Origin of the sequence: Streptomyces spirodelae, from assembly GCF_017676385.1 — a bacterium.
GTDB lineage: Bacteria > Actinomycetota > Actinomycetes > Streptomycetales > Streptomycetaceae > Streptomyces > Streptomyces spirodelae.
In genome coordinates, this window is record NZ_JAFFZN010000011.1 from 198,481 (window position 1) to 206,483 (window position 8,003).

The window sequence follows — 8,003 nt, forward strand, 5'->3', positions numbered from 1 at the left end:
CTCAAAGAAGAGCGACCGCACCATGAGCACTGACGGCACCAAAGACAGCCCTGAGGCCAACCCGAACAAGCAGCTCGCCGAGGCGATTCTCCCGCTCGTCGGAGGCGCGGCGAACGTCACCTCCGTCACCCACTGCATGACCCGGATGCGGCTCGGCCTCGCCGACCGCTCCCTCGTACGGGACGAGCCCCTCAAGGCGCTCCCGGACGTGATGGGCGTGGTCGAGGACGACACGTACCAGATCGTGCTGGGCCCCGGGAAGGTCGCCCGGGTGACGCCGGAGTTCGAGGCGCTGGTCCGGACGGCGCCCGCAACCGCACCGGCCTCGACCTCGGCATCGACCTCGGCATCGACAGGGGCAGAGGCAGCGGAGTCGGCGTTGGCGTCGGCGTCCGGCCCGGCGCCGTCCGGGCTCTCGGGCACCAGGACGGCCGAAGACCTGGCAGCCGAGGGGGCGGCGATCCGCGCGACCCGCAAGGAGAAGAACGCCACGCCGGTGAAGCTGATACTGCGCCGGATCGCCAATATCTTCGTCCCCCTCATCCCCGCGCTGATCGGCTGCGGCATCGTCGCGGGCATCAACGGGCTGCTGGCCAACGCGGGCTGGCTGCCGACGCTCACTCCGGCGCTGGCGGCGATCGCCAGCGGCTTCATGTCGCTGATCGCGGTCTTCGTCGGGCTGAACACCGCACGGGAGTTCGGTGGTACGCCGGTGCTCGGCGGCGCCGCGGCGGCCGTCATCGTCTTCCCCGGGGTCGCCGACGTCTCGGCGTTCGGCCAGAAGCTGGCCCCGGGGCAGGGCGGCGTACTCGGCGCGCTGTTCGCGGCGCTGCTGGCGGTGTACGTGGAGAAGGCGTGCCGCCGCCTCGTACCGTCCGCCGTGGACGTCCTGGTCACGCCCACGGTGACGGTGCTGGTCGCGGGGCTGGTCACGCTGTTCGGACTGATGTACGTGTGCGGCGAGATCGCCACCGGCATCGGGCACGTCGCCGACTGGCTCCTCCAGCACGGCGGAGCAGCGGCCGGATTCGTCCTGGGAGGTCTGTTCCTGCCGCTGGTGATGCTGGGGCTGCACCAGGCGCTCATCCCCATCCACACCACACTGATCGAGCAGAGCGGCTACACCGTGCTGCTGCCCATCCTCGCGATGGCGGGCGCCGGCCAGGTCGGCGCGGCGGTCGCCATCTACCTGCGGCTGCGCCGCAACACCTCGATCCGCAAGACCATCCGCTCCGCCCTCCCCGCCGGTTTCCTCGGCGTGGGCGAGCCGCTGATCTACGGCGTCTCACTGCCGCTGGGCCGTCCGTTCATCACGGCGTGTGTGGGCGGTGCCTTCGGCGGCGGCGTCGTGGGCCTGTTCTACCAACTGGGCACCTCGGTCGGCTCCACCGCCATCGGCCCCTCCGGCTGGGCACTCTTCCCGCTGCTGAAGGGCAACCACGGCCTGGGCGCCATCGCCGCGATCTACGGGCTGGGGCTCGCGGCCGGCTACCTGGTCGGCTTCGGGGCGACGTACTTCTTCGGCTTTAGCAAGCAGATGCTGAGCGAGCTGAACGCGCCTTCGGAGGCGGAAGCGGAAGCGCCTGATCCCGAAGGCGGTCCCTCCTCCGAGGGCCCCTCGCCCGAACCCCCGCAGCCGGGCAGCCCGAGCCCCAGCCCGGCCCCGGCTCCCACGGGCGGCAGCGGCTCACTCGTCTGAGTCCGGGCGCCCCGGGGCCCCGTCCCCGGGGCGGGGCCTCAGCCCACCTCGGTCGCGGCGGCCGCACCGGGGCCCACGGCCGTACCGGCGTCGCCTGTCGCATCCGAGTGCGCGGCGGCCACCCGCGAAGCGCGGCGGCTGTCCCGGCCGCCGCCGCGCAGGTCCGGGAGCAGGGTGAGGACACCCAGTGCGGCCATGCCCACCCCGATCCACACCGGGGAGACCAGCCCGAAGCGGGGAATCGCGAGGCCGCCCAGAGCCGAGCCGATGATGATGCCGAGGGTGATGAAGGACGAGTGGACGGTGTTGACCAGCGGCCCGGTGTTGCCCGCGCGCTGGACACGGGTGGCCATGGCGGGGTTCATGGTGACGCCCACCAGGCCGATGGCCAGCATGAAGACGACGGCTCCTGCGGGCACTTCGGCCAGCAGCGCGAAGGCGGCGAGGAAGACGCCGAGGCTGATCAGGCCGGTCAGCAGCACCGCGACGGTGTAGCGGTCGGCGAGGCGGCCGACGATCGCGTTGCCCACCAGGTTGGCTGCGCCGTAGGCGACGAGCAGCAGCGGCACACTGCCGGTGGAGAACCCGGAGACCTCGGTGAGGATCGGGTTGAAGTAGCTGAACGCCGAGAAGGTCGCACCGATCACCAGCGTGCTGGTCGACAGCACCAGCCACAGCCTCGGTGCGCGGAAGACCCCCAGTTCCCCGCGCAGCCCGCCGCCCGCGCCGCTGCCGCCGCTCTCCTGCCGTTCCAACCGGGGCACCCACACCAGCGTCGCCACGGCGGCCAGGACGGTCATCACCGTGACGGCCCAGAACGCGCTGCGCCAGCCGTACCGTTCACCGATGAACGTGGACAGCGGCAGCCCGAGCAGGGTGCCGAGCATCAGCCCGTTGAGCGCCACGGAGACGGCGCGTCCGGCCAACCGGGGCTCGACGAGCCGTACGCTGAGCGAGATCGCCGCACCCAGGAACGCGGCGGAGGCGGTGCCGCTGACGATCCGCGCGGCGAGCATCACCGCGTAACCGGAGGCGAGCGCGGCCAGGACGTTGCCGGCCAGAAAGATCCCGAACAGCAGCAGCAGCGCTTGCTTGGGCCGCAGCCGCAGCACCCCGGCGGCGAGGAAGGGTCCGCCGACGGTCATCGCGGCGGCGAACGCGGTCACGAGGTAGCCGACCTGTGAGACGGAGACGTCCAGCCCGTCCCCGATCTGCGGCATCAGCCCCGCGACCAGGAACTCGCTGGTGACCATGGAGAAGATCCCTGCGGCCATGAGATAGACGGTCAGTGGCATCCGCGTGCTCCCGAGTGTGTGCGGTGGTTCGACCACCGCGTTGTGTACTGATCGGTTCAAAACTTGCCCAGCGTGAACCGCCTCCGTGCAGGCGCGAGCCACGGAGGGCTTCAGTACGTGAGCACGGAGGGCTTCAGCAACTGAAAGACCTCACGGACCGGAAGCCGGCGCAGACCCCCGCGAGCGAGGGGCGCCGGCGTCAGCGTTTGAGCGCACCCAGCGCCGTGACGGCGATCCCCTCCAGCGCCGTACGGTCCGCACCACCCTGCGCGGAGACCCGCATGCCGCCGATGACGGCGTTGACGAAGCGGGCCAGCGTCTCCGGGTCGCGGTCGGCCACGATGTCACCGGCCCGCTGCCCCGCCTCGACGGTGGCCCGCAGCGCGTCGAGACGCACCCGCAGATCCCGGGCCAGCACCCGGTCGATCTCCGGGTCCCTGGCCGCCGACTCGACCGTGGTGTTGACGGACAGACAGCCGATGCTCCGGCCTTCCGGCCGCTGCGTGAACTCCTGATCCATGATTCGTTCGAACAGCGCTGCGATCCGCTCCAGCGCCGGCCGCCCGGCGTCCTCCAGGATCTCCAGCTGGCTCGCAGTCATGGTGTCCACATAGCGGCTCAACGCGCGCTGGAAGAGGTCGTGTTTGCTGCTGAAGGTGTTGTAGATGCTGCTGCGCCCCAGACCGGTCGCCACACACAGGTCCTGGGTCGAGGTGGCTTCGTACCCCTTCTCCCAGAACGCGCGCATCGCCGCATCCAGGGCCCGCTCCTCGTCGAACAGTCTCGGCCGGGCCATGAACAGCACTGTAGCACGGTTATGTACCCACCGTTCCAATATCTTCCAGCGCGCCCACGCCGGAACAGAGGGCCTGCACCTGGGCGTACGACGGAACACCACCCGTCGCAGGCGTGGGGTCCCGGCCCTCCCGAACGGCCCGCGCCGCCGACACCGCCGCACCCAGCGCCGTGCGGTACAGCAGCGAGCCCAGACTCACCCGGCGCACACCCAGCACCGCCAGCTCGGCCACGGTCGGGCCTGTGGGGGTGTAGAGAATGTTCAGCGGTACGTCCAGGCAATCGGCCAGCGCCCCGATCCGCTCCGGGTCCGACAGCCCGGGGACGAACACTCCGTCGGCCCCCGCCTCCTGATACGCCAGCAGCCGGTCCTCCGTCTCGTCCTGCCGACAGCCCGACCAGTACGTATCGGTACGGGCGTTGAGGAACAGCTCCGGCACGGCCGCCTTGATCGCCTCGACCTTCGCCACGTGCGACTCCACGGCGGCCAGGGTGCCGTCCTCGCGCCCGTCCTCCAGGTTGATCCCGGCGGCACCGGCTGCCCACAGCCGACGCGCCAGCTCGGCGACCCGGACGGGGTCGTCGCTGAAACCCGACTCGGCGTCGACGGTGAACAGGAGACCGGCCCGGCCCAGTTGCCGCGCCAGCTCCACCGTGGAATCGGCGGTGGCGGCCGCACCGTCCGGCAGCCCGGCCGCGGCAGCGACTCCCAGACTGGTGGTGCCAACCGCCTCGAACCCCTCGGCCACCAGCGCCGCCGCCGAGGCGTGATCCCACGCGTTGGGCAGAAGCAGCGGCACCTCCCGGTGGTGCAACCCGGCAAAGCGCGTACTCCGCACGGGCCTCAGAAGACCGGCGGCCAGCGCCGACGCGTGCTCCCGGCCTGGGCACTCCCTGGGCCGAGCCCCAAAGGCAAGCGGCACCGTGGCCTCGTGGAACCCGGCGGAGCCACCCCCGTGCGCAGCCCCGCCCCTCCCCCCACTCTCCTCCCCGCCTGCGCCCTCTTCCCGGCTCGCCGTTGCCACGTCCAGGAGCACCACATCCCCCTCGGCGAGTTCCCGCCCCGCCACCCGGGTGGCGCGAGCCGCCACCCTGCGCAGCACCCGCACCGGCGGGTCCCGACGCAGTGTCTCCGCCAGCAGCTCCTCCACCGGCCGAGCACCGTCATCAGCGGCTGCCGCGTGCCGCACCAGCGACGCCGTGGCATCGCACGCCTGCACAAGCAGACAGATCCGCGCCGCCGTCACCTCCAACCCCCCTTCGCCCCGGGACGGCTCGTGCTCCCCCAGCGGCGCGTCACCCAGCAACTCCACCAGCTGCGCCACCGCCGCATCGGCTGCGGCATCCGTCCCGCCGAAGTAGACCCCGGCCACCACGCTGACCGCCTCAGCCACGGCCCCCGGCTCCCGCAGCCCCAACTCCCCGGCCAGAGCACGCACCACCTGCCTCCGCACGTCCTGGCCGGATGCCCCTGGCTCCTCGGCCACCGCCCGCCGCAGCGCCGCCGGATCGACCCGCCGCAGCTCGGCCTCCACGAGCGCCCTGCGCCGCACATGCGCCTCACCCGAGCTGAACCGGGAGACCGAGTCCCGCAACCAGGCCATCGAAGCGCCCTCCCGCCACCCCTCGGCCGCAGCCGGCAGCTCGGGCACCAGATGCGGGTCGGCCAGAGCTGCCCGCACGTCCTCATATCGGTCGAACTCATGCACGGTTCGCGTCATGGCTTGGACGCTAGAGCAGGAACACTTCGTCCCCGCCCGAAGCGTCCGCCCGACCAGGGGTGCCAGCCGTCAGCCGTCAGCCGTCAGCCGTCAGCCCATGTTCGGGTCTCCCTTGATCAGGGCGAACGGCGCGCCCGCCGGGTCCTTGAGCATCGCCAGCCGCCCCACCCCTGGTGCGTCCGTCGGCGGGATCAGCACCTTCGCCCCGGCTCCCGTCGCCCGGGTGCACGTGGCGTCGCAGTCCTCCGTAGCGAAGTACGGATGCCACTCCGAGGTCGATCCGGCGTTCAGATTCTCCTGCGGGAGCTGCATGATCCCGCCTTGCCCGGTGTCGCCCTCCGTACCGCCACCGGGCGACGAGACCACCGTGTACACCAGGTCGTCCCCCATCGACATGTCCTCGTACGTCCACGAGAACACCGCCGTGTAGAAGCCCTTGGCCGCCGCCGCGTCGGTGGTGTAGAGCTCCGTCCAGCACAGCGTCTCCGGTTCCATCACCATTTCCAAGCCCCCTGTGTCCCTCGGCTGCCACACGGCGAAGTCGGCACCGGTCGGGTCCGTGAACTGCGCCAAGCGGCCCGCCGTGAACACATCCATCGGCTCGACCCGCACGGTGCCGCCCGCACGCTCCACCTGGGCACGTGTGCCATCCGCGTCCGGGGTGTGGAAGTACGTCGTCCACGAGGAGGCCGCCCCCTCCTCCATCAGCGGGCCGACGGCGGCGACCGTCTTGCCGCCGCGCTGGAAGAACCCGTATCCCCCGGCTTCCGGGCCCGCCGACTGGAACTGCCAGTCGAAGACACTGGTGTAGAAAGCGACCGCCGCGTCCACACTGGGAGCGCCGAGGTCGAGCCAGTTGGGAGTGCCGGGAACGAAGTCGGTCGTCAGCATACGGATCCTCCGGCAGACGGGGCTGTGTACTGCTGCTCTGTGCTGCTGCTGGGTGTCCAAAGCTGTGGGGCGTCTCCACCCGGCGCAGCTTCCCGCCGCCTCAGGATGGCAGCAGTCCGGCCGTCTCGCCCCTTGAGAGACCGCTTCCGGCTGAGCCCAGCGGGCAGAGGGTCGGCAGGCGACCGGCAGCGGGCCGCCTCACACCTGGGCGCGGCGCAGCAGCACCCGGCCCAGGCTCGCCTGCGCCACCGTGAGGCCGCGCACCACCGGCACCGCCGTGACCAGCAGGAACACCCCCAGTGCGGTATTGAACGCGATATCGGGGCCGCGCCCGGAGATGCCGAAGGCCAGATCCATCAGGCCGTCGTTGTCGTCACGGGGTATCGACCACGACCACAGACCGTAGGTGAGTCCACCGAGCCCGCCCACCAGCCAGGTCAGTGAGAGGGCGAAGGTCGCCACCCGCACCGGGAAGGAGAGCACCGCGTGTGCCAGGTCCCGCCATGCCTGCGGATCGCGCACCGCCTTCCACCGACCACCGCCGCTCCCGGCCTCGGCCCCGGCCCCGCGCGATGCCGGCTCCTCCCAGCGCGCCGGGAGCGGGCGGCCCGTGACGACCGCTATGTGGTCCGCCTCGACGCGGGCCAGATACCGGGCCATGGCAAGCGTGCCGGCCAGCACCGGCAGGCCGATGACGAGGATGAGCGTGGAGACCCCGAGCGCGAATCCCACGATCATCAAGGTGAACGCAGCGATGCCCAGCGGCAGGCCGGAGAGGAGATAACCCACCTCCCTGCCGAACCGGCCACCGCGAGGGCGGCCGGAGGCCGTCGGGGCCGGAACCGGGGCCGGGACCGAGGCCGGGGCCGGAAGGGAGTCCCGGAGGGAGTGGGAGCCCGGCTGTGCGTGCGGTGTCGTCGTTGTCATACCTCCACTCTCCCCGGGGCAGCGGCCCGGTCCCATACGACTGGGGCCCGAACCCGGGGTGTACCTAGCACTACCCCGAGTCCGGGCCCCAGCAGGGCCTACAGCAGCGGCACAAGCCGCCGACACGCGGCGGCAGACTCAGCGGACCGTCACCGTCACCGGGTTGGACGGCTGGCCCGCGATCACCGTCCGGACCTGGTTCACGCCCTTGATACCGAGCTTGACGCGCATCGAGTAGTCCAGCGAGCGGTTGACCACCGACGTGCCCGGCAGCGTCTTCCACGTGCCCCGCTGCTTCTGCTGGAGGTGCACGGTCGTCCCCGCTTTGATGCCGGTCACCTTCCCGTGCAGCCGGAACTCCTCCCACTGCTTCACCTGTTGCCGATCGGCCGTGACGGTGTTGGTCTTGGCCGTGGATTCGGTCGGCGCCTCGGCAGACGTCGGCGCAGAAGTCGGCGCAGACGCAGACGCAGACGCCGACGCTGTCGCCGTCGCGGCGGCCGCACCGACCAGCCCGACGGCCATGACACCAGCAACGACGTTACGGAGACGGAAGGTTGCGACCATGGTGTGCGTCCTCTTCTCGTGAAAGCGGTGTCCTCCGCCCACAACTGCCGAGCAGTGGCAGGCATTTCAGGCATCCCCGCCTGATGAGTCGAATACTCCACAGAACAG

Annotated in this window: 7 protein-coding genes; 1 reads left to right on the forward strand and 6 read right to left on the reverse strand. The window is 71.3% G+C overall.

Features of this window, described 5'->3' with window-relative positions; all coding sequences use genetic code 11:
- Positions 1–22: 22 nt before the first annotated feature.
- Positions 23–1,699, forward strand: coding sequence for a PTS transporter subunit EIIC (locus JW592_RS14555; RefSeq protein WP_209265464.1), 1,677 nt, complete (start codon positions 23–25; stop codon positions 1,697–1,699).
- A gap of 38 nt (positions 1,700–1,737) precedes the next feature.
- On the opposite strand, the gene JW592_RS14560 is transcribed toward JW592_RS14555, so the two are convergent.
- From JW592_RS14560 to JW592_RS14585, 6 genes are all read right to left on the reverse strand, one after another.
- Entirely contained in the window at positions 1,738–2,994 is a 1,257-nt protein-coding gene (locus JW592_RS14560; protein ID WP_209265465.1) for an MFS transporter, read from the reverse strand.
- 199 nt (positions 2,995–3,193) lie between these two features.
- Positions 3,194–3,790, reverse strand: a complete 597-nt coding sequence (locus JW592_RS14565; protein ID WP_209265466.1) for a TetR/AcrR family transcriptional regulator — start codon at positions 3,788–3,790, stop codon at positions 3,194–3,196.
- Between the two features lie 19 nt (positions 3,791–3,809).
- Entirely contained in the window at positions 3,810–5,510 is a 1,701-nt protein-coding gene (locus JW592_RS14570; RefSeq protein ID WP_209265467.1) for an isocitrate lyase/phosphoenolpyruvate mutase family protein, read from the reverse strand.
- A gap of 90 nt (positions 5,511–5,600) precedes the next feature.
- Entirely contained in the window at positions 5,601–6,401 is an 801-nt protein-coding gene (locus JW592_RS14575) for a VOC family protein (protein WP_209265468.1), read from the reverse strand.
- Between the two features lie 198 nt (positions 6,402–6,599).
- A complete protein-coding gene (locus JW592_RS14580) occupies positions 6,600–7,328 on the reverse strand; it encodes a sensor domain-containing protein (protein ID WP_209265469.1) in 729 nt (242 codons plus the stop codon).
- A gap of 138 nt (positions 7,329–7,466) precedes the next feature.
- On the reverse strand, positions 7,467–7,895 hold the full coding sequence (locus JW592_RS14585; RefSeq protein ID WP_209265470.1) for a hypothetical protein: 429 nt from the start codon (positions 7,893–7,895) through the stop codon (positions 7,467–7,469).
- Positions 7,896–8,003: the final 108 nt, after the last annotated feature.

What these genes read in the sequence shown, in the direction of transcription:
- JW592_RS14555 (WP_209265464.1), top strand. Translation starts at nt 23, where the DNA reads ATGAGCACTGACGGCACCAAAGACAGCCCTGAGGCCAACCCGAACAAG.
- JW592_RS14560 (WP_209265465.1), bottom strand. Translation starts at nt 2,994, where the DNA reads ATGCCACTGACCGTCTATCTCATGGCCGCAGGGATCTTCTCCATGGTC.
- JW592_RS14565 (WP_209265466.1), bottom strand. Translation starts at nt 3,790, where the DNA reads ATGGCCCGGCCGAGACTGTTCGACGAGGAGCGGGCCCTGGATGCGGCG.
- JW592_RS14570 (WP_209265467.1), bottom strand. Translation starts at nt 5,510, where the DNA reads ATGACGCGAACCGTGCATGAGTTCGACCGATATGAGGACGTGCGGGCA.
- JW592_RS14575 (WP_209265468.1), bottom strand. Translation starts at nt 6,401, where the DNA reads ATGCTGACGACCGACTTCGTTCCCGGCACTCCCAACTGGCTCGACCTC.
- JW592_RS14580 (WP_209265469.1), bottom strand. Translation starts at nt 7,328, where the DNA reads ATGACAACGACGACACCGCACGCACAGCCGGGCTCCCACTCCCTCCGG.
- JW592_RS14585 (WP_209265470.1), bottom strand. Translation starts at nt 7,895, where the DNA reads ATGGTCGCAACCTTCCGTCTCCGTAACGTCGTTGCTGGTGTCATGGCC.